The following is a 25492-nucleotide window of genomic DNA, read 5'->3' on the forward strand; positions in this document are numbered from 1 at the left end:
GAGTGATCAGCATATTACATGCGTTCGATCATGGCTTTACCGAAGGCAGAGCAAGAAACTTCTTGTGCGTCGTCCATCAGGCGGGCGAAGTCGTAAGTCACTTGTTTGTCTGCAATGGCTTTGCCCATCGCTTCGATGATCTTGTCAGCGGCTTCAGTCCAGCCCATGTGACGCAACATCATTTCAGCCGACAAGATGATAGAACCTGGGTTCACTTTATCTTGACCTGCGTATTTTGGTGCTGTGCCGTGAGTTGCTTCAAAGCATGCGATGTTGTCAGACAAGTTCGCGCCTGGAGCGATACCGATACCGCCCACTTCTGCTGCCAAGGCATCAGAAATGTAGTCGCCGTTCAGGTTCAACGTTGCGATTACATCGTAATCTGCTGGACGCAACAAGATTTGTTGCAAGAACGCGTCAGCGATCACGTCTTTGATCACGATGCCGTTTGGCAATTGCAACCATGGGCCGCCGTCGATCTCAACGCCGCCGAATTCGTTTTTAGCCAGCTCGTAGCCCCAAGTGCGGAACATACCTTCGGTGAACTTCATGATGTTACCTTTGTGAACCAAGGTAACGCTCTTACGGTTGTTGTCGATTGCGTACTGAATCGCTTTGCGAACCAGACGCTCAGTACCTTCTTTAGATACTGGTTTGATACCGATAGATGAAGACTCTGGGAAGCGAATCTTGTTCACGCCCATTTCTTTTTGCAGGAATTCGATAACTTTCTTCGCGCCTTCAGAGTTGGCATCCCACTCAATACCCGCGTAGATGTCTTCAGTGTTTTCACGGAAGATCGTCATGTCAACGCGTTCTGGGTGTTTTACTGGCGAAGGAACGCCTGAAAAATAACGTACTGGACGCAAGCAAACGTACAGGTCCAGGTTTTGACGCAGAGCCACGTTCAATGAACGGATGCCGCCGCCAACTGGCGTCGCCAATGGGCCTTTGATCGATACAACGTATTCTTTTAATGCGTCGAGTGTTTCTTGTGGCAGGTAAGAGCCGTCTGGGTACAATTTAGACGCTTTCTCGCCGCAGTAGATTTCCATCCAGTGGATTTTACGTGCGTCGCCGTAGCATTTTTTCACAGCAGCATCGACTACATCGATCATTACTGGGGTGATATCCACACCAATGCCATCACCTTCGATGAAAGGGATAATTGGATTATCAGGAGTGGCGAGGTTAGGAACGATTTTCGCGCCGCCTTGAGGTACTTTGATCAGACTCATCGTGCTATTTCCTGTGATATACAGTCATTGATAACGTTCTGCGCGGCTTTATATTTTATTTTTTACAAGCCAAACAGAAAAAACGCACTATTATCACAGGTTTGACGCTTCTCTGCCAAGTCCGTTCGCCATGCCACAGCTTATCCTGTTGAATAAACCCTACGGTGTGATTTGCCAATTTACACCTAGCCCGCCGCATCAATGCCTTGCTGACTATGTGCCGATCAAGGATGTGTACGCCGCCGGGCGGCTCGATACCGACTCGGAAGGCTTGCTGCTGCTCACTGGTAATGGCGCGCTGATTCATCGCATTACCGATCCCAAACATAAATTACCGAAGATTTACTGGGTGCAAGTGGAAGGCATTCCCGATGAGGCTGCGCTGCAAGCCTTGCGTGCGGGTGGCTTGGATTTGGGTGATTTCAAAACCCAGCCCGCCGGGGCGAGGATTATCGAGCAGCCCGAGATCGTTTGGCCGCGCGTGCCGCCCATCCGTGAGCGCGCCAATATCCCGACGACGTGGCTGGAAATCACGATTGCCGAGGGCAAAAACCGCCAAGTGCGTCGCATGACGGCCAAGGTAGGGTATCCGACGCTGCGCCTTATTCGCTATGCTGTGGGTGGCTATACCCTGGACAATATTCCCTTGGGGCAATTCAAAAAACTCAACGTCGCCGCGCCGGGAGTCGCCAAGCCTGAGCCAAGCGAGCCGGCACGACCCAAGCAGCGTGGCCGCCGCGGGCCGAATAAAGTGCGGTGAACTTTACCGACTGGCGCAGGCGATTCGAGCGGTAAATTGCGGTAAAATCCTGTTTTGCCTGATGAATTCAAATCCCATGTGGAAACCCAATACCACCGTTGCGGCCGTGATCGAGCGCGATGGCCGCTTTTTGATTGTTGAGGAACGCATTCAAGGTGAGCTCAAACTCAATCAGCCTGCTGGCCACGTAGACCAGAATGAATCGATTATTGCCGCTTGCCGCCGCGAAACGCTGGAAGAAACCGCGTATCACTTCACACCGACCGCCTTGGTCGGCATTTACCAGTGGACAGTGCCCGGCACGGATCTAACTTATCTGCGGTACGCGTTTTGCGGCGAGTTGGGCGAGCACGATGCAGCGCGTCATTTGGGCTTGGCCGATGAAGGGATTGAAGCGGCGGTGTGGCTGACGCGGGATGAATTGCTTGCGCGCGCCGCACAGCACCGTAGCCCGCTGCTATTGGCGTGTATTGATGATTATTTAGCGGGTCGACGTTTTCCAATCGACCTGATCCGCGACTTTGATGGTAATAGTTTATGAGCAGCAAAATTGTAGTGGGTCTGTCTGGCGGCGTTGATTCTTCGGTGACGGCACATCTGTTGAAAGAGCAGGGCTATGAAGTGCATGGCGTATTCATGCAGAACTGGGAAGACGACAATAACGACGAATATTGCTCGATCAAAGAAGACTCGATGGACGCGATTGCGGTCGCCGATTTGCTCGGTATCGACATCGAGCTGGTCAATTTTGCTGCCGAGTATAAAGACCGTGTGTTCAGCCATTTCCTCACCGAATACTCTGCCGGCCGCACGCCGAACCCCGATATTCTGTGCAATAGCGAGATCAAGTTTAAATCGTTTCTGGAATTCGCGATCAAGCTCGGCGGCGTCAAACTTGCCACTGGCCATTATGCAAAAACACGTTTGCGCGCAGACGGGCGCACCGAAATGTTACGCGCAGCCGATCAAAGCAAAGATCAAACGTATTTCCTCTATCGCCTGAGCCAAGAGCAAATTTCGCATGCGGTGTTTCCGCTCGGTGATTTACTCAAATCCGAAGTGCGCGTCATCGCCGAAAAAATCGATTTGCCCAATGCGAAGAAAAAAGACTCGACCGGTATTTGCTTTATCGGCGAGCGGCCATTTCGCGAATTTTTGAATCGCTACCTGCCGAAAAAACCGGGTGCGATGGTCACGCCTGAAGGCAAGGTGATGGGCGAGCATCAGGGGTTAATGTACTACACGCTCGGCCAGCGCCAAGGCTTAGGTATCGGCGGCACCAAAGGCAGCGTTGAGCCGTGGTTTGTAGCGGGCAAAGACATGGAACGTAACGAATTGATCGTCGTGCAAGGCCACGATCACCCGCTGCTGCTCAATCCGGTGCTGATCGCCAAAGACTGCTCATGGATTTTGGGCGAAACGCCAGCCGAAGGTCGCTACACCGCCAAAACCCGCTATCGCCAGCAAGACAGCGCGTGCACATTGACTCATATTGATGGCGGCGTGCAGCTGGTGTTTGACGAGCCACAATGGGCCGTGACGCCGGGGCAGTCGATGGTGCTGTACAAAGACGAAGTTTGCTTGGGTGGCGGGATTATCCAGTAGGGGTATGGGCTGCTAATTGAATTCAGGATTTGTCTGTAGGGCAATACTATGTTGAGTATATAAAACCGCTGGCGCTGCTGGCGGTTTTTTTATGTGCAGTGTGTACTGCGCAGAGCAACGCACCGAAAGCGCGGGTTAATTTTTTGCGCGACAGAACATCGCGCCAACGGCGCAGAAGTTCAACTGATCTTATGCATTAACGATTGCATGGCCTGCTGCGCAGGCGATGAACCGGCCGTTTCGCCGGCCAGACGAGCAAGGTGCGGGTCTTGCGCCGCCCCTTGCAACCCGCGCGCGCCCGATCGACGCTAAACCTCGTCCGTCCGGCAATTGGCAAGGCGCCGCAAAACTCGCTGCGCGCTAGCGTCGCGCAGCTCAAACAGGTTGCGGCTTAAAATGGCCCAAGGCCACAGTCTCCGCTAAGGCAACAAGTTGCCAAGCTACACCATGCCTTGCCAATCACCTCCCGAACGGCGCGTCTCCACGGGCAATCCGCTCTAATTAGCAGTAGGGGTATTCGCACCAAAACCAATGCCAAAAAGATTTTCAAAGCAACACTACGGCAGGTATGTGTCTTGATGCTTGGTCTAGGACTTGAATTCCCGTGTAGCGAAAACCGCAGCAAGGAGAGAGACAAACGGTTGTATCGTTTGGCTCACGACGCGGCAAGGGCAGCGCGGAGCGCTTTGAGCCCGGGTCGCCTTTGGGGTGCAGGGGGCTTTGGCGAAGCAAAGCCCCCTTCCTGTCTGCGCGGCGGAACGCGCACTAAAAACAACGTGCCGTAGGCACTAAAGATAATTACAATCGTTGATACTGGCTCAGGCAGTAAACGGTCAGAAGCGGAAGTAATGCCGAGTTTGTTCATACCAGAATGAGTGTTTTATTAGTTGCTAATTCATTAGGAGCATCACTTGAATCGCCTTGTCCTAGCCTTACCTCTCCTTGCTCTGACCGCAATGATGGATTGTTCAGCGATTGCCAACGAAAGTACCGTCACTATTTCAATTCAGACATTTTCGCAGACTGCATTGCTGGGAATGCAGCTTGCTACTCAGGACAGAGCGAAAGACGGCAAGATTTCTAATGCCGTCGCTAACTGCGTCTCGGCACTAAAACCAGACAGCTTTTACTCTGTCTTTGAGCAGGTTCTAACTAGCGAATTTTCGACTTCAGAGCGAAACGCCATCGATATGTTCTTATCCAGTGTCGTAGGGGAAAAGTGCGCCAAACATGGTTTACTACAGATATACACCAGCACAGGCCATCAACTACCCGAGCCGCTCCCCAAATTTTCCAGCGATGAAATGAATGAATTGGTCAATTTCGGTAAGACGACTGCAGGTCAAAAATTATTGGTTAATAAGGTATTACAATCATCCTCTGCAGCGGGTTTATTCAATACTCGAATCAATGCTCTCCTAGTAGCGTGCAATGAAGGTACTTAATATCCCCAAACAAATCAGCTCAAGATGAGGCAGCGTTAGTATTACCTGTCACACATCGTTTGGCAGTTGAATGTCGGCAGTGGGTCCAGGCTGTGTAAAAACACATAAACACTCGACCGGTATAATTCTTGGAACTCTCCGCCAAGGATGATTCTATGCCCAGATTCATTGTAGGTGAAAGCAGAACCCAAACATTGCTGCTGCCTGAATGCTTGGAAGATTATATCAGCGCGGACAACCCCGTCCGGGTCGTTGACCAGTTCGTTGAATACCTAGATTTAAAGGCACTCGGTTTCGATGGGGTTGAGCCAGAAGCCACTGGCCGCCCAGCCTACCATCCCAGCACGATGCTCAAGCTGTATATCTACGGCTACCTCAACCGAATCCAATCCAGCCGTCGCCTGGAACGTGAAGCCCACCGGAATCTGGAGCTGATTTGGCTCACCGGTCGCTTAATGCCCGACTTTAAAACCATCGCCAATTTCCGCAAAGATAATGGGCCAGCGATTTGCAAGGTTTGCGGGCAGTTTGTCCAGTTATGTCGGCAACTCAGTTTATTTAGCAACGCCATTGTGGCAATTGATGGCAGCAAGTTCAAAGCCGTTAATCATCGCGACCGCAACTACACCAGCAACAAACTCGCTAAGCAACGGGAGCAAATCGAAGCGAACATTGCAAGTTACCTGCGGGAGATGGAAATTACAGACCGGCAACCGCCCGATATTGCAGAAGCCAAGGTCGCCCGCTTGCAGGACAAGTTGGCGCGACTGAAGTCGCAGATGGCCCGCCTGGATGAGGTCGAGGCTCAACTCGCCAAGACGCCAGACAAACAGATTTCACTCACCGACCCAGATGCCCGTTCCATGGCGACCAGCGGCCGTGGCAGTGGTGTTGTGGGTTATAACGTGCAAACCGTTGTCGATGCCAAGCACCATTTAATTATTGCGCATCAGGTCACCAATCAAGGGCATGACCGTACGCAGCTGGCCAATATGGCCCAACAAGCCAAAGCAGTCCTCGCACAAGAAACAATAGAGGTGGTCGTAGACCGAGGTTATTACAACGGTGATGAAATACTGGCGTGTGAACAGGCGGGCATTACGGTTTTGGTGCCGAAACCGCAAACCTCAGGTGCTAAAGCAGATGGGCGCTTTGGCAAAGATGAATTCCACTATGACCCAGCTCGTGATGAATATGTCTGCCCAGGCAATAGCCGACTAATTCATCGTTTTGTGAGCTTGGAAGCTGGGCGCTACATGAGCCGGTATTGGAGTTCTGACTGCCCACGTTGCCCGCTCAAGACCAGATGTACACCGAGTGATTACCGGCGCGTGAGTCGCTGGGAGCATGAGGCCGTACTGGAAAAAGCGCAGCAGCGATTGGAATTGCAACCAGATGCAATGCGTGTTCGACGGCAGACCGTCGAGCATCCCTTTGGGACGCTAAAAGCCTGGATGGGGGCAACGCATTTCCTAACGAAGACCTTGAAGCACGTCAGCACAGAGATGAGTTTGCATATACTCGCGTATAACATGAAGCGAGTTATGAACATAATGGGAAATCAAGCAATGTTGGTGGCAATGAAGGGCTGAAAGGCCTTTTAATTGCTGTTTTTAGTGGTGTTATTCATGAAGTTTTACGTTTACTTCAAGCAACACGCGCGTGATTCAAATTGGTTAGGCAAAATAACCCACGTCGGTCTTGGCGTTTTTACACAGCCTGGGTCGATCCCCGCCAAAAATAAAACCCGCTTTCCAGCGGGTTTTATTTTTTGTACTAAGCCAGAGCCCTTTATTGCGCTGGTGCTGGCTGATCCCACGGCAGCGGTACGGCGATGTCGTTGAGGATGAACTTGCCGCCTTTAAGCGAAGCTTTGGCGGAGAGCAAATCGCCATTCACGCGAATCAGGTTTTGATCTGCGAGTTTGTTGATTTGGCCTTCGACAAATTGCCCTGCCAAAAAGTCGATATCGTCGTGATTGACTTGGCCATCATTGGCGCCGCCGCTAAACATATTGCGCGCTTGCCACATTACTAGTGTTTCTACGACTTTGCGTGGAATCGCGAAATCAGCTTTGGCGTCGAGTTTGTTGACTAGATCGACAGGTTTTTCCAGATCGGCCTCAACAAAGCCTTTGAGCCCCACTGAGCCAGAGAACTTAATCGCGCCGTCGGGGAGTTTGACTTCGAGCTTTTTGATCGCAAATTCAGGATCGTTTTGCAGCAATGGCAGGCCGTGTTCTTTGGCGAGCTTGGTCAGTGCGGTGGTGAGTTGCTCGCGATTGAGTTTTTGTTTTTGCAGCACGGTGACTTCGTCGCCGAGCTTGGCCAGGGTTTTGCCGTGCAGATGGTTAGCTTCGGCGATCATGATGGCCGGGCCGTAGGGTTTGCCATCCAAGATCAATTTGGCCAAATCAATTTGGGCGCTGCCATTGATAAAGTCGCCTTTTTCTTCCACCTTGCCTTGATAGGTCAGATTTTCCAAGCTGAGCTTGATCGGCGTGTTTTCGAGTAGATTGAGGTCGAAATTAGTGACTTTGGCGCCGGTAGTGCCGATCATCAGGCCATTGATGCCTTCACGGTGATCCATGCTGACGCTGAAATCTTTGAGATGAAATGCGCCTTTGCTTTTGGCTTCGCCAGACAGACCCGGTGCAGTGGCGTCAAATTTGACGCGCTTGAAGTCGCCGCCGTAGTCGAGCGTGGCTTCCAACCCTTGCCATTTGGCTTTGACGCCAGAGAGCGCTTCTTCGTAGTCAAAGCTCGGTACGCTGATCTTCATGACGCCATCGTCGTTAAACGAAATGCGGTTTTCGATGTGGATGGGCTTTTGTTCGCCAAAAAATTTGGCGAGGAATTTTTGCGTGTCGGCCGAGTAATTAAATTCGGTGCTGACGACGGCTTTGTAAGGAATCGGGTTGAGGCGATTGAGCAAGGGGAATGGGCCATGCTGGATGTGGTTGGTGTAGGTCACCTCAAACATCTGCAAGGGTTCGCCTTCTTTTTCAACCAGAAAGCGATAGATTTCAGGATTGACCTGCAAGGTGGTCGTCTCGGTTGAGCTCAACCAGCCGCGCTGATAGCTGTGCGATTTGACGATAAAGTAGGGCAGCTTGCTGATCCAGTCGTGCTGTTTGAGCATGGTTTGTTCAACGGCTTGCCCAGCGTAATAGCTACCACCCAAATAGCCTGTGGCCAAAACGACTAAGCCAAGTGCGCTGCCTGCGATTACTTTACGTTTCACCCTGAAACCTCTAATCAATGAAATTTTCAACTTACGTCGCTTGATTATATCTGATCGATGTAAAAACAGGCGCCGCAGCGCCTGTGATTATTGAATAAATTGCCGTAGAAAATGCCTCGAGAGCATCGAGGCTCCCTCTCAGGGAGAGGGCGGGGGGAGAGGGTATCGCACATCAGGTAGGCCAATGGCCCATTCAAGAGAGCTAGGGCTCGGCTTTGCCGAGACCTGTCATCGTGATGAACCACTGAATGCCTGCCGTACTTAGATCCGGCGAGCAAGTTCCTCAGCGGTACCGAGGTAAGTGCTCGGCGTCAGTGCCTTGAGGCGATCTTTGGCGTCTTGTGGGATTTCGAGGCCATCGATAAATACCGCCAATGCTTCTTTGCTGATGCCGGTTTTGCCGCGCGTCAATTCTTTCAATTGCTCGTACGGGTTAGGCACGCCATAACGACGCATTACGGTTTGGATCGGCTCAGCCAAAACTTCCCAGTTATTGTTCAGATCGAACATCATCGCATCGCGATTGGCCATCAATTTGTTCAGGCCTTTCAGTGCCGCCACATAACCGAGCAGTGAGTAACCCAAGCCAACACCCATATTGCGTAATACGGTTGAGTCGGTCAGGTCACGCTGCCAGCGTGAAACCGGCAATTTCTGGCTCAGGTGGAACAACACTGCGTTGGCGATACCCAAGTTACCTTCGGAGTTTTCGAAGTCGATTGGGTTTACTTTGTGCGGCATCGTTGAAGAGCCCACTTCGTTTTTGTTGACTTTTTGCTTGAAGAAGCCGAGGGAGATATAGCCCCAGATATCACGGTTTAAGTCGACCAAAATGGTGTTGGCACGCGCGAAGTCGTCGTACAACTCGCTCATGTAATCGTGCGGCTCGATCTGGATCGTGTATGGATTAAAGGTAATGCCAAGGCTTTCTACAAAGCGGCGGCAGAAACCTTCCCAATCGAGCTCTGGATAAGCAGACAAGTGGGCGTTGTAGTTGCCGACTGCGCCATTGATTTTACCGAGCAGCTCAACGCTGGCAATGCGTGCGTATTGACGTTCGAGGCGGTAGGCCACGTTGGCCATTTCTTTACCCATGGTTGTCGGCGTCGCTGGTTGGCCGTGGGTGCGGCTCATCATCGGCGCGTCGGCCAATTCGTGAGCTAATTCTTTCAGTTTGGTGATGATTTCAGCCAATTTTGGCAGCATCACACCTTCACGCGCGCCTTTGAGCATCAGTGCGTGCGACAAGTTGTTGATGTCTTCTGAAGTACATGCGAAGTGAATGAATTCGCTCGCGGCAGAGACTTCGGCATTACCTGACAGACGTTCTTTGAGCCAATATTCAACGGCTTTCACGTCGTGGTTGGTGGTGCGCTCGATGGTTTTCACTTCGAGGGCGTGTTCGGTACTAAATTGAGCAACTACGGCGTCGAGCTCGGCGATGGTGGCCGCTGAAAATGGTTTGATTTCACCCAATGCAGCTTCGCTGGCCAGGGCTTTGAGCCAAGCCACTTCTACCGTTACGCGATTTTTAATCAGGGCGTATTCACTGAAATGGGCGCGCAAATCGGCCAGTTGTTTTTCATAGCGGCCGTCTAGCGGCGAAAGCGCGGTCAGTGCAGAAAGTTCCATAATGCCAACCCGTCCGTAGGTCTCAATCGATCAAAGGCGAGATTCTAACACAGCGCGATACGGCTGACTGCCTAACACGATCAACGCGCGGCTGTGCTGTTCTGCAACAAAATTATGACGCCACTGTGAACTGCGTGACTAATCTGCTAGCCGGTATGTAAGAAAGAGTGACAAGTAGCCCGTTCGCATGAATAATGGGTGTTCCTTACAAAGTTTCTCGCGACCTCTGTTTTGGCGACGAGAATAATAAGCTGCCGTGTGTATTCTACAATGCGATAGCAAGCCGAATTTATTGGATGGAGAGGCGTTTTAATGGGCCGTTTTACTCAAATTACTCCCGAATGGCAGGAGTGGATTATCGAAAACCTGCAGCGCGGCTGTCAGGCGCAATCAATTGTGGAAATCATGATTGATAAAGGTTTCGATCCCATGTTTGCCAATGCCGTCGTGTTTCATTTCTCGACGAGCCCGACACAGCGTTATGCCGAGGCTGAGAAAGGTGCAAGCGACGCGAATTAAGATTGCGCTAGTTTGGAAAAGGGCGATATACCTATCTGGGTATGTCGCCCTTTTTCTTTTTGGATATGGTTTTGATTGATATACCCCGAATAAAAAGGGCATGTTCAGATTATGTGTTGATATGAACAGAACTTGGTTTGACTACGAAGAACGATATTCGTAGGGTGGGTTAGGCTAAGCCGTAACCCACCGTTACGCTGCTTTTCTTTATGTCGCGTCACGGTGGGTTATGCCCTAAGGGGCTAACCCAACCTACGATTCTTGTTATCAACACGTTATCTGAACATGCCCAATAAAAAAGCCCGCCTTGAATCAGGCGGGCTTTTTTATTGGATACTACAGCTTAATTATTGATTGATGGTGGCCATTGCATTGACCAATTCAGCGCCATCATCACCATCGGCTTCCCAGCTAAATACGCCGCCCAGACCATTGTCTTTGGCATATTTGGCTTTCTCGACGATATTGGCTGGCGTGTCATACGACCACCAAGTGCCTGTCGCACTGTCAAACTTATAGGCTTGGTGTGTTGCAGCATGGTTGTAGACGGTGCCTGCGGCTTTTTTCAGCACTTTGTAGTCTTCAATACCTGCTTCGTAAGTACCTTTTGCTGCGCCTGTTGCCGCTTGATAAACGCCGTTGTTGACGTTTTTCACGCCTGTCCAGCCACGACCATAGAATGGCACGCCGACATTCAATTTCGCTTTAGGTGCGCCATTGGCAATCAGGTTTTTCACGGCAGCATCAGTGCTAAAGTCTGGGTTGCTGGCGTAGTTCGGGCTCGCTGGGTCTGAGTACAAATTCGACTGGAAGTCAGTCGGGCCTTGTGCCGCCCAAGCGCCGTTGTAGTCGTAAGACATGATGTTGACCCAATCAGCGTACTGCATATAGCCCGCTGGATCGGTGGCTTTGATGTTTTTCAAGCCTGCACCAATGGCGGTAGACAGGTAGAAGCGCTTGCCCACGCTGGCGCCGTAGGCGTCAAGCTGAGCGCGCAATTCTTTGAAGAACGCCACTTGATTGGCTTTGTCATTGATTGCATCCACGGTGTTGTAGCCAACGCCTTGTACGCCTGGGTATTCCCAGTCAATATCGATACCATCAAATACGCCTGCGCCTGAACCTTTACCGCCGGCATTGGTGCCCGCATCGAATGGCAAATTGCCTTTGATGTATTGGTCGATACACGATGAAACCAGTGTTTTGCGCAGTGCATCGGTCGCCGTGGCGGCAGAGAACCATTTAGACCAAGACCAGCCACCCAATGAAATCATCACTTTCAGGTTTGGATTGAGCTTTTTCAGTTTCAGTAACTGGTTAAAGTTACCTTTCAGTGGCGCTACGCCGCTACCTTGACGTGCATCGCCGTAGGGGAAATCCCAAGCGTCGCCAACGCCATCTACTGAATCTGTTGCGCTAAAGCCTTTGCCATAAGCGGCAAATTGATCGCCGCCGTCACCGTTGCCAGATTCGGAGCGAGTGATACTTGCATCGCACTTGTAAGTACCATCTGCTTGTTTAAATACATTTGCAAATGCGTAATTCAAGAAGGTTAATTTGCTGGCTTGTCCGCTGGTTTGCATGTTTTTAACATAGAAACTGCGGCCATAAATGCCCCATTCTGCAAAATAAGTCCCAACGTGTTTGGTACCTGCCGCTGGTGCTGGTGCTGTCGCGACAGGGCCAGTTGATACGGTTGGTGTCGCAGTGGGCACTGCAGTCACGACTGGCGTAGCGCTTGCAGTGGCAGTTGGCTTCGCCGTTGGTGTTGCCGACGGTGTCGCGCTCGCCGTTGGTTTTGTCGTAGCCGTAGCACTTGGTGTCGCAGTGATGACTGGAGCGACGGTCATTTGCGGTGTTGCCGTGGCAATTGGAGCTGTGCCATTGCAGCTACCGAGGTCGGTCCAAGGTTTGCCTGAGCCGACGTTGCTGCTTGGCTCGTCACCTTGAGTCCACCATTTAGCTTGGTAAGTGTGGCCGTTGTAGCTAACCAGTTGATTTGTTGAGTATGCCGTGCTGCTCGACCAAGCTGCATTGTTGCACGCGCCAACGCTAGGTTTTGCTGTTGGCGTTGCAGTAGGAGTTGCTGTTGGAGCCGCTGTTGCAGCAACTGTGGGGGTAGCACTCGGTGTTGCGCTAGGCTTGGCTGTTGGGGTAGCCGTTGGCGTTGCTGTGGCCGTTGGGCTTGCCGTTGGTTTTGCACTTGGCGTGGCCGTAGCTGCAGGTGCTGCACCCAATGGCAGCCATACCAAACCTGTTCCCACCACGCCGGCATTGGTCGCAGGGCTGTCGCCGCGCGTCCACCATTGGGCTTTATAGGTTTTGCCGCCAAAACTAACGCATTCACCGCCGATATAGGTTTGATTGGCGTCCCATGCCGCACAACCCGCAATTGGGGTGGTGCTGGGCGTTGGTTTCGGTGTTGACGTGATGGCTGGGGTTGCAGTTGGAACTGCTGTCGCTGTTGGAGCGGGTGTCGCAGTAGCCGCTGGGGTTGCACTTGGTTTTGCGCTGGCCGCTGGAGTAGCGCTCGGGCTCGGTGTGGCAACACTTGCACCAGTATTCACGCTATTGAACGCAGTAAAGAATTGCAGATTGCTGGTGTTTACACCACTGTAAACACCCAGATCGCCTTTGCCGACTTGATCGCGCTGCAAGGCCCAGTAAGACAGCAAGCCGACGCCATTGGCTTTGGCAAAATTGGCCACGGTTTGGGCGTGTGCTGGCGTGAAGACTTCTGCGGCCACGTCGTTAATGCCGATCATTGGCGTAATGCCGATCAAATCCCATAATTGAGCTTCGCTCAAGGCTGGGAACAGTGGGCGCATTTGTTCACGCGTACGGGTTGCCGCATCGATGGCCAATTGCCCCAAATCGCTGCGACCTGCTGTAGCGTATGAGCCGTAATCCATCGCCATGATATTGACGCGATTTACTTTTACGCCTGCATCGACGGCTGATTTCACCACTGCGATTGATTCAGCAGTCAAACCACCTGCATCCAAGCCCCAAGAGTGCAGTGATGGAGGCACTACGGCCAATGTGAACGAGATTTTCAGGTCGGCGTATTTGCTTTGTAGGCGTTTGATTGCTGCTGAGCGCACCGCGTTGGCTGCAGTATTACCTACCGCGCCACCTTCAACGTCAAAGTCCAGCGTCTTGATGCCCGAGCTTTGAATCAAGGCATCAATTTGCGCGACCATTTGATCGGCAGTACAGGCCGCTTCCAGATACGTGCCATTGGCACCACCGAAAGACAGAATTAATTTGCCACCAGTTGCTTGATAGCTGGCAATGTCGTTTTTCATGACACCGGTAATGGCGTTGCTGCTGCCGTCTGTCGTTGCAACGCACCCATTGCTGCCATTGATAATAAAGGCCAAGGTTGCTGCGTTCACGCCCTGGGCTTTTGCCGCAGTCAGCGAAGAAATCTGGTAGGCAGAGCTATTGCCAAAGCCCCAGGTATAGAAGTACGGGGCAACGTCAGTGGCTAATGCGGCGTTGGATAGCAGCAATGAGGCAATGATTGATTTGATGGCAAATGGGTGTTGGGTACGCTTCAAAGTACAACTCCGTCAGGATTGGATGTTCAAGTATGCTGTTGTTCGCGATCCCTCAATAAATCTGGGTTCGCCCAAATTCAATCGCTTGTTTTAATTGTGTGGCGCATCATAGCGCCTGTTTTTTTTGCGTCAATATGCCATTTGTCGAGAAGTGGTATTGTTTGAAAAATTAATAAATGCCATTTTGATGGCGTTATTTCTATTTTTGAAAGCTGTAGATATGTAGGTGAAAGCAATTAGGCTAAACACAAACTAAGTTGTTGATTTTATAGTAACAAATATGAAATTTTTGGTGTTTTTTTATATATTATAAAATGCTAATATATGACAAGTGCATGATTGAGCTTTGCAAATAAATTGACAAAAGGTGATGTTGTTCACTGAGACTGCGTTTCAAATTACAGCGCGCACTGAATTCGCAAATAAAAAAAGCCCCACTGCTGAGCAGCGGGGCTTCAAATTTTGTCGATAATTTGTTGTAGGTGGAATTATCCCTACAGGCAAATTATTTCCAAATCATTACTTCACTTCGGCCATCGTTTTAGTCAAAGTGGCATTGGCATCATCGCCGTCCAGCGCCCAGCTGAAGTTACCACGCAAGCCTTTGGCCTTGATGTAGTCATTTTTCAGACGGATTGTTTGCACGTCATCGTAGCTCCACCAGTCGCCAGTTGCTGTGTACATATACAGCTGTTTGGTCACTGGATGGTAGAAGCGAGGACCTGCCAAGTTTACCAGTGCTTTGTAATCGGCATAGCCAGCTTCGGTTTGAACGCCAACCAGAGCTGCAGATTTGGTTTTTGGCTGATACAGACCATTATTGACGCTGGTATTCACACCGCCGAAACCACGACCGTAGTTAGGAATGCCCAAGACCAGTTTCTCAGCAGGGAAGCCCAGATTAATCAGTTTGCTAATCGCTTGGTCAATATTGTAGCTGCCTGCAATCGTGCCGCGTTGTGGGTCAGCAGGATCTGGATACAGGTGTGAATGGAAGTTCACTGTGGTATCCCAATCGCCGTGGAAGTCATAGGTCATCACGTTGACCCAATCCATCGATTTGCTGTACTCAGCTGGCTCGGTTTGGTCGATCTTCTCGCTACCTGCACCAATCGCTGCAGTCAGATAGAATTTCTTGCCGCCTTGCGTTGCGCTGTAGGCATCCAGTTGTTTGCGGAACTCAGCCATCAACAAGGTTAGGTTGTGCTTGTCATTGACTGGATCAACCACGTTAGTACCAATACCTTGTACGCCTGGGTATTCCCAATCGATATCAATACCATCAAAGATGCCTTTGGCTACGCCAGTACCACCAGCAGGGTCGCCACCCGATTTTTTCAGATTACCTTTGAGGTAAACGTCGATACACGAAGCCACCAGTGCTTTACGGTTTGCATCCGTTGATGCTGCAGTCGAGAAGTAACGAGACCAAGTCCAGCCACCCAGTGAAATCATCACTTTCAGATTTGGATGCTTAGCTTTCAGTTTTTTCAGCTGGTTAAAGTTGCCCTTGAGCGTGCTTTCCCAAGTGTCGCCCACACCATCGACTGAGTCAGCGGCTTTGTAATCCATTTGGTAGTCGGCCCAGGCATCGCCGCCATCGCCATTTGGATTATTGTCATTGGCTTTGTTGATACCGCTATCACATTTAATCGTGCCATCTGCTTGTTTGTAGATGTTGCCGAATGCGTAGTTAATGTAAGTCAGTTTGTCGGCAGCACCGCTGGTGTCCACTGCCTTAGCAAAGAACGCGCTGTCGTACACACCCCATTGAGTGAAGTAAGAACCCACTTCACGGCTACCGACGGGCGCTGGCGTGCTTGATGGCGTAGTAACTGGTGTAGCAGTTGGTGCCACGGTAACCACTGGGTTTGCGGTTGGAGCAGTAGTGACAGCAGGGGTTGCAGTTGGTGCTACGGTCACAACTGGCGTTGCAGTTGGCGCAATCGTTACCACTGGCGTCGCAGTTGGTTTGGCCGTTACCACTGGGGTAGCAGTTGGCGCTGCAGTAACTACTGGCGTTGCAGTTGGGGCAACGGTAACCGCAGGAGTGGCTGTTGGCGTTACGGTGCCGCAAGTGCCGCCCACTTTCCACAAGGTTGGTGTTGTCGCTGGCGTCCAGCCTGCACCTACATAAGCAGTATGTGCGCTCAATGCGGTGTAGCTCACGCCGTTGTAGCTCACTACGTCGCCAGCTTTATAGCTGCTGCCTTCCGCCCAAACAGCACAAGTGCCTGCTGGTGGGGTAGTGACTACTGGTGTAGCGGTGGGTTTTGCAGTTGGAGCCGCGGTTGGAGCGGTTGTTGGTGCAACAGTGACCACTGGCGTTGCAGTTGGTGCTGCGGTTACAACGGCTGTTGGAGCTGGTGTCGCTGTGCCTGCGCCGCAAACACCTGCATCAGTCCATACCCCGTAAGCACCAGATTTGCTTGGGTCTTCGTTCAGTGTCCACCATTTATTGGTGTAGTTGTGTCCGCCTTGACTTACTGTGGTGCCCGCGCTGCTGTAGGTGGTGCCTGCAGACCAAGGGGTCGCGCAATCAGCCGCCATCGCATGGCTACCAATCATGACGAGCGAGCTCGCCAGTACCGTTTTTGCTAGGTATTTCATCTCTTCCATCTCCTCGAGTTTTTGGTACGCCCGATGTCATTAAACTGACATGGCACTAACATTTTTTAATGTTTTTGTGCGTGCCCTATCGTTGTAAGTTTTGGGCGCAACCGAAGCATGCTCTTGGATGAAAAGAAAGTAAATAACTGGCATCACATTAATTTTAATTAAGATACCACTTGGATCTGCCTAAGGGATTCTACTTAGGCTAGGTAGTGGGCTGCCATGTTCACAACTGCTGCTGATTTGTGCAAGTGCAGCACTGAGATCGAAACCATTTTGTGTTAGCCACTCGGCAGAATAATAAGTCTGCGCATAGCGTTCACCACTGTCGCATAGCAGTGTGACGATGCTGCCCGCTTGCCCCTTGGCCTGCATGTCCTGCGCTAATTGCAGCGCACCAATCCAATTGCAACCCGTTGATCCGCCGACTTTCTTGCCTATTTTTTGGCTCAACCAGTTCATGGCCGCCAAGCTCAAGGTGTCGGGGATCTGCAACATCGTATCGATGACGCTGGGGATAAACGACGGCTCAACTTTAGGGCGGCCAATACCTTCAATTCGTGAACCTTTGGTGAGGGTTAGGTCGCGCTGGCCACTCTGGTAAGCGCTAAAGAAAACCGAGTTCTCCGGATCTACACAGGCAATGCCACTGGCTAATTTTCGGTAGCGCACATAGCGCCCCAAGGTGGCACTGGTACCGCCAGTGCCGCAACTGGCAACGATCCATTTTGGGATAGGAAATCGCTCCAAAGCCATCTGATTAAAGATGGATTCGGCAATATTATTATTCGCCCGCCAATCGGTCGCACGCTCGGCGTAGGTAAATTGATCCATAAAATGGCCGCCAGTTTCGCGCGCCAATCGCTGAGATTCAATGCTGATCTCGCCAGCGTTAGCCACTAGATGACAACGGCCACCATAAAACTCGATCGCCGCGATTTTCTCTTGGCTGGTGCTGGCAGGCATAACGGCAATAAATGGTAAATTGAGCAAGCGCGCGAAATAGGCTTCTGACACCGCTGTTGAACCGCTAGAGGCCTCAATGACTGTGCTACCTTCCTTGAGCCAGCCGTTAGATAGCGCGTACAGAAACAGCGAGCGGGCCAAGCGGTGTTTGAGGCTTCCGGTGGGATGGCTCGACTCATCTTTCAGGTAAAAATCAATATCGGGATAGGCATCCAGTCGCACAGGGATCAAATGCGTATCGGCCGAGCGATTGTAATCGGCTTCGATGGTTTGGATGGCTTGATTGAGCCAATGGCGCTGTTGCGGCATATTGATCTCCTTATAGGTATATGCTTCAGAAGTACATTTAGAATGATTTTCAGAGTTAAACCTATAAGGAGTATCTCTAATCTATAAACCTAGCTCGGTCTGCTGTTGGATGCCTTGGCGAACTTCGACTGCAATGGTTTCATCGCTAAAGCGTACATTGAGCATCTCGCCGGCACGAACGTCAGTGGCGAGGCGAACTAAATCGCCGCTGGGGCGGGTCACTAAAGCATAGCCGCGTGCGAGCACTTGTTGTGGATCCCACGGTGCGAGCTGCAATTGGGCTTGCTGAAGACGATGCTGTTGGCGCTCCAATCCTTGCCACATGCTGCGCTGTAGTCTTTGCTGACGTTGGTGCAATGCTTGGCGTGCACTGATCGTTTCTGGTTTGAGATGAGCGAGACGCAAGCTCAGTCGTGCCATGTTTTGTTGCTGACGACTTAAAATGAAATGAAATTGCTGCTGCAATTGGCGTGATTTTTGGGATACATCGCGTTTTTGTTGCACCAGACGCTGACCGGGGTGTACGAGGCGACGGCTGATTTGATCCAACTTTTGCATGTGTTGCTGCAAGTGGTATTGCATCACGCGGGCTTGGCGCTGCTTGAGTTGCGCCAGGCGTCCCAATAATTCGTGGCGATTGGGGCTGACCAATTCGGCCGCTGCAGTCGGCGTTGGCGCGCGAACATCGGCCACAAAATCAGCAATCGTAAAATCGGTTTCATGGCCGACGCCACTCACCGTCGGAATCGGGCAAGCCGCAATCGCCCGCGCGACGATTTCTTCATTAAATGACCATAAATCTTCCAAGCTTCCGCCGCCGCGACACACAATCAGTGTATCGACTTCTTGCCGCGCGGCCGCCAAGCCAATTGCGCGCACAATTTGTGCTGGCGCATCGGCGCCTTGCACGGCGGTAGGGTACAAAATAACCGGAATATTGGGCATCCGGCGCGCCAGTGTGCTTAATACATCACGCAAAGCCGCGGCTGCTGGCGAGGTAACAATCCCGATTGCTCGCGGGAAATGTGGCAAAGCTTGTTTGCGTTCACTCGCAAAAAGCCCTTCACTGGCGAGCTGCTTTTTCAGCGCTTCAAAACGCTCAAATAGCGCGCCTTGACCGGCCATGCGCATGGCTTCGATTGTGAGCTGAAAATCGCCACGGGCTTCATACAGCGACACCACGGCGCGCACCTCGACCTGCAAACCCTCACGCGGGGCAAAGTCGAGCAGGGCAGCGCGGCCGCGAAACATCACGCAGCGGACCTGCGCATTGGCGTCTTTGAGGCTGAAATAGCAATGCCCGGAATCGTAGCGTTTGAAATTCGAAATTTCACCCGCCACCCACAAGCTGGGAAAACCCGTTTCTAGCAACATGCGAACGTCACGATTCAGTTGCGTGACAGACACTACGCCTTTTTGGGGGCTTGACAAATCAAGATTCACGGCAAAAACACCTTGAGTAATCCACAAAATCCAGCTTCTAAGCCACTTGGGGGCAAATTTGGATGTTGTAGTTTATAAAGCAACGCTATCGTGTTGATTTATATAGATATAAGAAAATGTTCAAATGCTAAGCAAATACGTGAGAAGGCAGTATTTATGCCGTTTTCAAGCCGGTTTAGCTAACTTGCTCACAAAGTTATCCACAGAAAATGTGGGCAAAATAAAATTTCCTAATCAGATCTGCAACTTAGCTAAAAAACGCAGTCGCCTCGCCATTTTTCAGCCGCAAACGCTTGCAAATTGCAGCAGATTTAGGCAAATGATCTGGGCGATGGCTTAGGCGAAAGTCATTTACGCGCTGTGCACCGCGTCTCAATGCACTACGCCGCCTCTTCCCCAACCGGCAAATAGCGGCTAAAGTTACGCGGTTTCGCGAAAGTCTTCAGACCCACTTTTTACTAAGGTTTATAACTATGCTCGCCATCATTCAGGCCGCTGGCTGGCCGATTTGGCTGATTATCGCCGCTTCTGTTGCCACTGTGACCATTATTATCGAGCGTTTGCTCACTTTGCGTAAATCGCAAGTGTTACCGCACGGCACGCTAGTCAAAGTGGTACAAGAATATCGCAGCCAAGGTGTCACGGCAGATTCATTGACCAAATTATCGGCAAGCAGCCCATTGGGTCGTGTGCTGGCTGCTGGCTTGAAAAACGTGAAAAGCTCACGTGAAATTATGAAAGAGTCGATCGAAGAAACCGGCAGCGCCGTGGCGCATGAGCTTAATCGCTATTTATCGACTTTAGGCACACTCGCAGCGGTGACGCCGCTATTGGGGCTGTTTGGTACCGTCATCGGGATGATCGAGATTTTCGGCTCGCAATCGCCAACTGGCGGCAGCAATCCAGCTGCATTGGCGCATGGTATTTCAGTGGCGCTGTATAACACCGCTTTCGGTATTATGGTGGCTGTGCCGGCTTTGATGTTCTACCGCTACTTTGCCAGCAAGGTTGATGACTTTGTGGTGGAGATGGAGCAGCAAGCGATTAAACTCGTCGAAATCGTTCACGGCGAGCGCCACCACTGATAAAACGGCTCAAAGGCCAAATACTGCTAGCTGTGCACTTGCTGCGCGGCGACAAAACTGGCTCGAAATCCTCATTTACTCCAGTAAATTCCGGTTTCTCCCCAGCCTTGTTTCGTGTCTTTGGCCTTTTCGCTCGTTTTCTGCTTCGAATTAGCAAAAGGCAATAACAGTTATGAAATTTCGTAAAGGACGCGAACGCGTCGAGCCCGAAATCAACTTCATCCCGCTGATCGATGTGCTGCTGGTGATTTTGATTTTCCTGATGGCGACAACGACGTATTCCAAATTCGCCGAGCTGAAAATCAATCTACCGACGGCCGATGCTGAAAAACAAGTCGAGCAGCCCAAATCGATTCAGATTGCGATTTCAGCGCAAGGGCAGTACGCCATTAATGGCGAAACGACGGCTTTTGCTAGCGCAGATGAATTCGCCGTCCAGCTGCGTCGTGCGGCGGGCAATGACGCAGATCCGATGATTGTGATTAATGCGGATGCGCAAACCAGCCATCAATCGGTGGTTAATGTGATGGAAGCCGCTAGAACGGCAGGGTATGGTAAATTGACGTTTGCCACGCAAACCAGCGGAAAATAATTGAAATCTCTTTCGCAAAATAAAGGCCAGATGTAAATCTGGCCTTTTTTTCTGATTTAAATTAACTCAGAAATACTGAGTAAATCTAATTATTTAGTTGCATCTTTAGCTTTAGCCGCATCTTCAGCATTCATAGCGTGGCTAGCTTTATGTTTTTTAGCTTTCATCGTTGATGAAGCTTTTTCGATTTTAGTGTTTTGCTTGGCTTTGGCTTCTTTAGCCGCGTCTGTGTTGTTGGTTTCAGCGAAAGCTGGCAATGCAAAGGCAGCAACCACGACCGCAATGACTGCTTTAGTAGTAAATGACATGGTAATTCCTCTCGTGTAGTTTGGATTTGCTTACTGGTGTATTTACAATTTAGTATGTCTTGCGTTGTAATTCGCAAGAATTTAAGCCTACTATCCTTGCTTGATGATTGCAATTGTCCTGATGTAACTCTGTGTAGGTGTGTTGTATTTTGTTAAGCTATTGATCGATATGGAAAATATTCTAGGGTCGAAATGGCTATGATTCCCGTCCGAATGTCCCGTTATTTTCTAAGTGCTAACTCAACCGAGTTATTAATGCTCAGTTCTCGCTCTGAACATGTCTTGCCTGGGAGGGATGCAAAAAGCATGATCGCACGGTAGGGTGCAATAAGGCCTCGCCGCATTTCACCTGCTCGCATGACTCGGTACGAAGGCGCAATGCGCTTTGCTTATTGCACCCTACAGCTTGCATTGTTCTGTGCTTGGGTATCTGGCTTAGGGCTAATTAATCATTGGTGTTTAAGGCTATACGTTGCCATGTATGTACGGCTCGGCATTGGGTTGGGCGAGAACGCGATTCCATCTACGGGTTTTCCTTTATACTGCGGCCCGAGCGCACGGCGATGAACGTGGGCCGTAACGAATGGAGAGCAGGGGTGTTGAAGCAATTACTGATTCTGAGTGCGGTGTGTCTTGGTCTGAACGCGCAGGCTGAAGAGAGTAAGGAAGTTTACAAAAAGGAAGTCACGGCCACCGTCGTATTTAAAACGGGTACGACAGCCAATGGTCAGCCGATTTTGTATCCGACCACCGACGCACCTGAAGCGACGATGTTGCATGTCGAAATCCCGGCGGGTAAAGAAACGGGCTGGCATAAACACCCCGTTCCCGGTTATGCCTATGTGCTCAATGGCCAACTGACCGTGCAATTAAAAGATGGTAGCAGCAATACTTTCCGTGCCGGCCAAGGTTTTGCCGAAGTCGAAAACACGCTGCATAACGGTAAAAACGAAGGGACTGAGCCAGTTAAATTGGTCGTGGTATTTACGGGTATTGTTGGACAACCCTTTACGGTAAAGGCGCAGTAAGCAATACCCCTTTTGTTGGTCTTTCAGCCGTTCAAAAAAACTTCGCGTGATTGAGTGTGAACTGTTGGTGTGAATGGTTTTTCATCACGAACAGGTTTTGCGTTCACCACGCGGTGCCGTAATATGCCCATGTCGCGGCGAGAGCCGTGGCGGGCACTTTGCCATCCGGCCAGCTGTCATATCAGCGGCACTTTTCGCCTTTCGCCGCTGCCCGACGAATATACCCACTCAATATGAATCTCGAATCGCTTATTCACCGCATCTGGTATCGACGCTCGCCCTCGATTGGGGCGATTTTGCTGTGGCCGCTATCGCTGGTTTTTGCTGCGCTGGCGGCGGTGAATCGGCTGTTGTTCCAGTTCGGGTTGAAAAAGTCGGCGCGTTTGCCTGTGCCGGTGGTCGTGGTGGGCAATATCACGGTGGGCGGTACGGGAAAAACGCCTCTGACGATCGCGCTGGCGCGGCGTTTGAGTGAGTTGGGTTGGCGTGTCGGGATTATTTCGCGCGGTTACGGGCGGCAGGGTGATGATGGCGCAGCTCGCACGGTGGCGCTGGATAGTTTGCCTCAGGATGTGGGCGACGAGCCGTTGTTGATGCGCCGTGCGTTGGCGGATTTGAATGTCCCTGTCTTTGTCGCGCGCCGACGTGCCGAGGCGGGTCGGGCGCTGTTGGCGGCCAATTCCAAGGTGAATCTGATCATCTGTGATGACGGTTTGCAGCATTACGCGTTGGTGCGTGATTTTGAAATCTGCGTGATTGATGCGGCGCGTGGGCTGGGCAATGGCTTGCGTTTACCCGCAGGCCCATTGCGCGAAGGTAAATCAAGATTAAACACCGTTAATGCCGTCGTTTTAAATGGGGTATTACCTTCAAATCAAGAAGGCTACTTATCTACAGGGCAATACAGAGGTGAGTATCCGTCGCTGCATCAAATGCGTTTAGCCGCCCAAAGCTGCTATCGCCTCAATGACCCTAGTCAAACTCGCCACGCCAGCGATTTTGCCGCGCCTCTGCAGGCCGTGGTGGGGATCGGCAACCCGCAGCGCTTTTTCAATACCTTGGCAGAATTGGGCTTTCGCTATTCCGAGCATGTTTTTCCTGATCATCACGCCTTTACACTGGCCGATTTGCCGCCCAGCGGTGAGATTATTCTGACCGAAAAAGACGCGGTGAAAATTGCCGCATTGCTGCCCCCGATCGGTACGGACAACGCCACCGATGCCGCGTGGAGTGATAGAATCTGGGTTTTGCCCGTCAAAGCGGTGATTTCGCCCGATTTGGCGCAGCGCATCGATCTGCATTTCGACTCATTTGAAAGAAAAAGGTAAATCATGGACGCCAAATTGCTTGAGATTTTAGTCTGCCCAGTTTGCAAAGGCCCCTTGGTGTTCAATAAGGCCGCGCAAGAGCTGATCTGCAAAGCAGATCGTTTGGCATTTGGCATTAAAGACGGCATTCCGGTGATGCTTGAATCTGAAGCGCGCCAGCTTGCCGCTGACGAAGAAATCTAAGCCACAGCCTTTCGCCGGAAATCAATCCATGAGCTTTCACGTCATCATTCCCGCGCGCTTAAAATCAACGCGCTTACCCAATAAACCGCTGGCCGATATTGGCGGCAAACCCATGATTGTGCGTGTCGTCGAGCAGGCGCTTAAAACCGATGCGGAAGCAGTGATGGTGGCGTGTGACGATCTGGCGATTCAGGACGCCGTGGCGTTGGCGGGTTATGCCTGCATGCTCACCAGCGCCGATCACGCATCGGGAACTGATCGATTGGCCGAAGCGGTTGATCGCATGGCTTTGCCGGATGACGCGATTGTGGTGAATGTGCAAGGTGACGAGCCTTTGATCGATCCCGATTTAATCACCGCCGTTGCGGCGCATTTGGCGAGTGATACGAGTCTGGCCATGGCGACGGCGAGTCACAAAATCGATAGCGCCGAAGACTTCTTTAACCCGAATGTGGTGAAAGTTGTTTGCAATGCACAACAACAAGCCATGTATTTTAGCCGCGCACCGATTCCGTGGGATCGCGACTCATTCGCCGATGACAATAGCGATGAAGACTGGGTATTGCCTGCTGAGCTAGATGCACAAAGACATATCGGGCTATACGCCTATAGAGCTGGCTTTTTACGTGCCTATGCCAAGCTGTCGGCCTCACGTTTGGAAGACATTGAAAAATTAGAGCAGCTGCGCGTTTTGTGGCATGGCTATAAAATTGGCGTCTATCGCGCTGCACAAGCACCGGCCGCAGGGGTGGATACACCCGAAGATTTAGAACGCGTACGGGCGGTGTGGGCGCAATCCAAATAATAATTTGAAAAATAAGAATCGAAATAGATCACGGTAGTACTTTTTATTACACGATGGGGAACCGAGCAATGCGATTAATCCTTCTGGGCGCACCAGGCGCTGGTAAAGGCACTCAAGCCAATTACATCCGCGAAAAATTCAATATTCCACAAATCTCGACTGGCGATATGCTGCGCGCGGCGGTCAAAGCTGGCACGCCGCTGGGCTTGGAAGCGAAAGCGATTATGGATGCGGGTGGTTTGGTGCGCGATGACATCATTATCGGCTTGGTGAAAGAGCGTATCGCTCAGCCAGATGCGGCCAATGGTTTCCTGTTTGACGGTTTCCCACGCACGATTCCACAAGCCGAAGCGATGATCGCTGCTGGCGTGGATATCGATTACGTGGTTGAAATCGACGTTCCTGATGCCAACATCGTTGACCGCATGGCGGGTCGCCGTGTGCACGTGGCTTCAGGCCGTACTTACCACGTGAAATACAATCCACCCAAAGTGGAAGGCAAAGACGACGACACCGGTGAAGATCTGATCCAGCGTGACGACGACAAAGAAGAAGTGGTACTGAAACGCCTTGGCGTTTACCACGAACAAACCGAAGTATTGGTGGGCTTCTACGGCAAAATGGCCGCTTCTGGCGCGGCCAACGCGCCTAAATACATCAAAATCGACGGCACACAAGCTGTTGAAGCCGTCCGCGATGAAACGCTGAAGGCTTTGGGCGCTTAATTTCGCCCTGACGAATAAAAAAACCGCATCTGCTGATGCGGTCAGATTGAAGACAGACCCTACTCGCGTAGCGAGTTACCCCTCAAGGAGGGGGCGGGAGGG

At 51.3% G+C, this 25492-nt stretch carries 21 protein-coding genes; 13 read left to right on the forward strand and 8 right to left on the reverse strand.

Annotation, left to right across the window (positions count from 1 at the left end):
• Positions 1 to 14 precede the first annotated feature (14 nt).
• Positions 15 to 1238: an NADP-dependent isocitrate dehydrogenase gene (gene icd / locus HQ393_RS00700; protein ID WP_179356960.1), complete on the reverse strand. Its 1224-nt coding sequence runs from the start codon at positions 1236 to 1238 to the stop codon at positions 15 to 17.
• A gap of 130 nt (positions 1239 to 1368) precedes the next feature.
• Between icd and HQ393_RS00705 the strand changes: the two genes are divergently transcribed.
• The 5 genes from HQ393_RS00705 to HQ393_RS00725 all read left to right on the forward strand — a co-directional run bounded on the left by HQ393_RS00705 (position 1369) and on the right by HQ393_RS00725 (position 6640).
• Positions 1369 to 1998 carry a pseudouridine synthase gene (locus HQ393_RS00705; RefSeq protein ID WP_179356961.1) on the forward strand — a complete coding sequence of 210 codons (630 nt, stop codon included), beginning with the start codon at positions 1369 to 1371 and terminating at the stop codon, positions 1996 to 1998.
• Between the two features lie 61 nt (positions 1999 to 2059).
• Entirely contained in the window at positions 2060 to 2539 is a 480-nt protein-coding gene (locus HQ393_RS00710; RefSeq protein ID WP_179356962.1) for an NUDIX hydrolase, read from the forward strand.
• Positions 2536 to 3603, forward strand: a complete 1068-nt coding sequence (gene mnmA, locus HQ393_RS00715; protein ID WP_179356963.1) for a tRNA 2-thiouridine(34) synthase MnmA — start codon at positions 2536 to 2538, stop codon at positions 3601 to 3603. The genes HQ393_RS00710 and mnmA overlap by 4 nt, the downstream gene beginning before the upstream one ends.
• A gap of 911 nt (positions 3604 to 4514) precedes the next feature.
• A complete protein-coding gene (locus tag HQ393_RS00720) occupies positions 4515 to 5048 on the forward strand; it encodes a hypothetical protein (protein ID WP_179356964.1) in 534 nt (177 codons plus the stop codon).
• 155 nt (positions 5049 to 5203) lie between these two features.
• The gene (locus tag HQ393_RS00725) at positions 5204 to 6640 is read left to right on the forward strand and encodes an IS1182 family transposase (RefSeq protein ID WP_179356965.1); all 1437 of its coding nucleotides are present in this window, start codon (positions 5204 to 5206) and stop codon (positions 6638 to 6640) included.
• Positions 6641 to 6839: 199 nt separating this feature from the next.
• Here HQ393_RS00725 and HQ393_RS00730 read toward each other — a convergent pair whose 3' ends face one another.
• Positions 6840 to 8291: a YdgA family protein gene (locus tag HQ393_RS00730; protein WP_179356966.1), complete on the reverse strand. Its 1452-nt coding sequence runs from the start codon at positions 8289 to 8291 to the stop codon at positions 6840 to 6842.
• Positions 8292 to 8552: 261 nt separating this feature from the next.
• Positions 8553 to 9923, reverse strand: coding sequence for an adenylosuccinate lyase (purB, locus tag HQ393_RS00735; RefSeq protein ID WP_179356967.1), 1371 nt, complete (start codon positions 9921 to 9923; stop codon positions 8553 to 8555).
• Positions 9924 to 10235: 312 nt separating this feature from the next.
• Between purB and HQ393_RS00740 the strand changes: the two genes are divergently transcribed.
• Entirely contained in the window at positions 10236 to 10442 is a 207-nt protein-coding gene (locus HQ393_RS00740) for a hypothetical protein (RefSeq protein ID WP_179356968.1), read from the forward strand.
• Positions 10443 to 10789: 347 nt separating this feature from the next.
• Here HQ393_RS00740 and HQ393_RS17865 read toward each other — a convergent pair whose 3' ends face one another.
• From HQ393_RS17865 to xseA, 4 genes are all read right to left on the reverse strand, one after another.
• Positions 10790 to 14005, reverse strand: coding sequence for a glycosyl hydrolase family 18 protein (locus tag HQ393_RS17865; protein WP_179356969.1), 3216 nt, complete (start codon positions 14003 to 14005; stop codon positions 10790 to 10792).
• Positions 14006 to 14524: 519 nt separating this feature from the next.
• A complete protein-coding gene (locus HQ393_RS00750) occupies positions 14525 to 16615 on the reverse strand; it encodes a glycosyl hydrolase family 18 protein (protein WP_246307921.1) in 2091 nt (696 codons plus the stop codon).
• Positions 16616 to 16804: 189 nt separating this feature from the next.
• Positions 16805 to 17893 carry a PLP-dependent cysteine synthase family protein gene (locus HQ393_RS00755; protein WP_179356971.1) on the reverse strand — a complete coding sequence of 363 codons (1089 nt, stop codon included), beginning with the start codon at positions 17891 to 17893 and terminating at the stop codon, positions 16805 to 16807.
• An 81-nt stretch (positions 17894 to 17974) separates the two neighbouring features.
• Positions 17975 to 19300 carry an exodeoxyribonuclease VII large subunit gene (gene xseA, locus HQ393_RS00760; protein ID WP_246307922.1) on the reverse strand — a complete coding sequence of 442 codons (1326 nt, stop codon included), beginning with the start codon at positions 19298 to 19300 and terminating at the stop codon, positions 17975 to 17977.
• 509 nt (positions 19301 to 19809) lie between these two features.
• Between xseA and HQ393_RS00765 the strand changes: the two genes are divergently transcribed.
• Positions 19810 to 20421, forward strand: a complete 612-nt coding sequence (locus HQ393_RS00765) for a MotA/TolQ/ExbB proton channel family protein (protein WP_179356972.1) — start codon at positions 19810 to 19812, stop codon at positions 20419 to 20421.
• A gap of 172 nt (positions 20422 to 20593) precedes the next feature.
• Complete coding sequence (locus tag HQ393_RS00770; protein ID WP_179356973.1) at positions 20594 to 21013, forward strand: ExbD/TolR family protein; 420 nt, start codon at positions 20594 to 20596, stop codon at positions 21011 to 21013.
• An 89-nt stretch (positions 21014 to 21102) separates the two neighbouring features.
• Here HQ393_RS00770 and HQ393_RS00775 read toward each other — a convergent pair whose 3' ends face one another.
• Positions 21103 to 21321 carry a hypothetical protein gene (locus HQ393_RS00775; RefSeq protein ID WP_179356974.1) on the reverse strand — a complete coding sequence of 73 codons (219 nt, stop codon included), beginning with the start codon at positions 21319 to 21321 and terminating at the stop codon, positions 21103 to 21105.
• A gap of 596 nt (positions 21322 to 21917) precedes the next feature.
• Here HQ393_RS00775 and HQ393_RS00780 point away from each other — a divergent pair.
• The 5 genes from HQ393_RS00780 to adk all read left to right on the forward strand — a co-directional run bounded on the left by HQ393_RS00780 (position 21918) and on the right by adk (position 25390).
• Complete coding sequence (locus HQ393_RS00780) at positions 21918 to 22349, forward strand: cupin domain-containing protein (protein WP_218871236.1); 432 nt, start codon at positions 21918 to 21920, stop codon at positions 22347 to 22349.
• Positions 22350 to 22582: 233 nt separating this feature from the next.
• Positions 22583 to 23677 (forward strand): tetraacyldisaccharide 4'-kinase, encoded by a 1095-nt coding sequence (lpxK, locus tag HQ393_RS00785; protein WP_179356976.1) that lies wholly within the window; start codon positions 22583 to 22585, stop codon positions 23675 to 23677.
• Positions 23678 to 23680: 3 nt separating this feature from the next.
• Complete coding sequence (locus HQ393_RS00790) at positions 23681 to 23860, forward strand: Trm112 family protein (protein WP_179356977.1); 180 nt, start codon at positions 23681 to 23683, stop codon at positions 23858 to 23860.
• Between the two features lie 28 nt (positions 23861 to 23888).
• Positions 23889 to 24665 (forward strand): 3-deoxy-manno-octulosonate cytidylyltransferase, encoded by a 777-nt coding sequence (gene kdsB, locus HQ393_RS00795; RefSeq protein WP_179356978.1) that lies wholly within the window; start codon positions 23889 to 23891, stop codon positions 24663 to 24665.
• A gap of 68 nt (positions 24666 to 24733) precedes the next feature.
• Positions 24734 to 25390, forward strand: a complete 657-nt coding sequence (gene adk, locus HQ393_RS00800; RefSeq protein WP_179356979.1) for an adenylate kinase — start codon at positions 24734 to 24736, stop codon at positions 25388 to 25390.
• The last annotated feature ends 102 nt before the right edge of the window (positions 25391 to 25492 follow it).

It is taken from the genome of Chitinibacter bivalviorum, assembly GCF_013403565.1.
GTDB lineage: Bacteria > Pseudomonadota > Gammaproteobacteria > Burkholderiales > Chitinibacteraceae > Chitinibacter > Chitinibacter bivalviorum.

What these genes read in the sequence shown, in the direction of transcription:
- icd (WP_179356960.1), bottom strand. Translation starts at nt 1,238, where the DNA reads ATGAGTCTGATCAAAGTACCTCAAGGCGGCGCGAAAATCGTTCCTAAC.
- HQ393_RS00705 (WP_179356961.1), top strand. Translation starts at nt 1,369, where the DNA reads ATGCCACAGCTTATCCTGTTGAATAAACCCTACGGTGTGATTTGCCAA.
- HQ393_RS00710 (WP_179356962.1), top strand. Translation starts at nt 2,060, where the DNA reads ATGAATTCAAATCCCATGTGGAAACCCAATACCACCGTTGCGGCCGTG.
- mnmA (WP_179356963.1), top strand. Translation starts at nt 2,536, where the DNA reads ATGAGCAGCAAAATTGTAGTGGGTCTGTCTGGCGGCGTTGATTCTTCG.
- HQ393_RS00725 (WP_179356965.1), top strand. Translation starts at nt 5,204, where the DNA reads ATGCCCAGATTCATTGTAGGTGAAAGCAGAACCCAAACATTGCTGCTG.
- purB (WP_179356967.1), bottom strand. Translation starts at nt 9,923, where the DNA reads ATGGAACTTTCTGCACTGACCGCGCTTTCGCCGCTAGACGGCCGCTAT.
- HQ393_RS00740 (WP_179356968.1), top strand. Translation starts at nt 10,236, where the DNA reads ATGGGCCGTTTTACTCAAATTACTCCCGAATGGCAGGAGTGGATTATC.
- HQ393_RS00750 (WP_246307921.1), bottom strand. Translation starts at nt 16,615, where the DNA reads ATGAAATACCTAGCAAAAACGGTACTGGCGAGCTCGCTCGTCATGATT.
- HQ393_RS00755 (WP_179356971.1), bottom strand. Translation starts at nt 17,893, where the DNA reads ATGCCGCAACAGCGCCATTGGCTCAATCAAGCCATCCAAACCATCGAA.
- HQ393_RS00765 (WP_179356972.1), top strand. Translation starts at nt 19,810, where the DNA reads ATGCTCGCCATCATTCAGGCCGCTGGCTGGCCGATTTGGCTGATTATC.
- HQ393_RS00770 (WP_179356973.1), top strand. Translation starts at nt 20,594, where the DNA reads ATGAAATTTCGTAAAGGACGCGAACGCGTCGAGCCCGAAATCAACTTC.
- HQ393_RS00775 (WP_179356974.1), bottom strand. Translation starts at nt 21,321, where the DNA reads ATGTCATTTACTACTAAAGCAGTCATTGCGGTCGTGGTTGCTGCCTTT.
- lpxK (WP_179356976.1), top strand. Translation starts at nt 22,583, where the DNA reads ATGAATCTCGAATCGCTTATTCACCGCATCTGGTATCGACGCTCGCCC.
- HQ393_RS00790 (WP_179356977.1), top strand. Translation starts at nt 23,681, where the DNA reads ATGGACGCCAAATTGCTTGAGATTTTAGTCTGCCCAGTTTGCAAAGGC.
- kdsB (WP_179356978.1), top strand. Translation starts at nt 23,889, where the DNA reads ATGAGCTTTCACGTCATCATTCCCGCGCGCTTAAAATCAACGCGCTTA.
- adk (WP_179356979.1), top strand. Translation starts at nt 24,734, where the DNA reads ATGCGATTAATCCTTCTGGGCGCACCAGGCGCTGGTAAAGGCACTCAA.